1 protein-coding gene is annotated in these 628 nt (G+C 75.2%); it reads left to right on the top strand.

The window, feature by feature from the left end:
- Positions 1-182 precede the first annotated feature (182 nt).
- Positions 183-626, top strand: a complete 444-nt coding sequence (locus tag FNQ90_RS25945) for a roadblock/LC7 domain-containing protein (RefSeq protein ID WP_143624809.1) — start codon at positions 183-185, stop codon at positions 624-626.
- The last annotated feature ends 2 nt before the right edge of the window (positions 627-628 follow it).

Raw genomic sequence — 628 nt, 5'->3', positions numbered from 1 at the left:
GGTCGGGCCGCACCCCGGGGGGCCGGTCCCGTCCGGCTTCGGCACGGTCGCCGGCATCGCCGGTATCACGGCCGGATCCGGCTCCGGGGACGCCGACATCGCCCTGCTCCGGCGGCTACGCGACGCATTGGAGGCCCACCTGTGACACCGCCGTTCCTCCCCGAGGCTCCCCGACCGTCCTCATGAGGCGTGCGCTGAGGCAGCGGGCCGAAAGGAGGCAGCTGATGACGACGATGTCGGCGGAGCCCGAACTCCTCGACGAACTACGCAGGTTGCGGGCCCGGGTCCCCGGGGTGACCGGAGTCCTGGCGGCCAGCGTGGACGGGTTGATCCTCGCCCACGACACCGTGGACCCGGAGCCGGAGAGCACCGCCGCCCTCACGGCGGCGGCCCTCGGGGTGGCGCTCCGACTGGCCGACAACACCGGCCGGGGGGCCTTCCGCGAACTGGTGGTCCGCGGGGACCACGGGTACGTCGCCACCTACGCGGCGGGACCCAACGCCGTCCTCACGGCGCTGGCGGGCGCGAACACCAACGTCGGCCGGCTGCACATGGAGGCCCGGCGGGCCGGGCTCCGCGTCGCCGAACTGGTGGAACGCGCCCTGGCGCGGCCCCCGATGCCCTGACC

This window comes from Streptomyces alkaliphilus (assembly GCF_014141535.1).
Taxonomy (GTDB): Bacteria; Actinomycetota; Actinomycetes; order Streptomycetales; family Streptomycetaceae; genus Streptomyces; species Streptomyces alkaliphilus.
Note: the sequence above shows the minus strand (reverse complement) of the source record. Positions and strands in the feature narration are given on the sequence as shown.

Bases quoted from the DNA above. Each gene is read 5' to 3' on its own strand.
- FNQ90_RS25945 (WP_143624809.1), top strand. From the start codon at position 183: ATGAGGCGTGCGCTGAGGCAGCGGGCCGAAAGGAGGCAGCTGATGACG.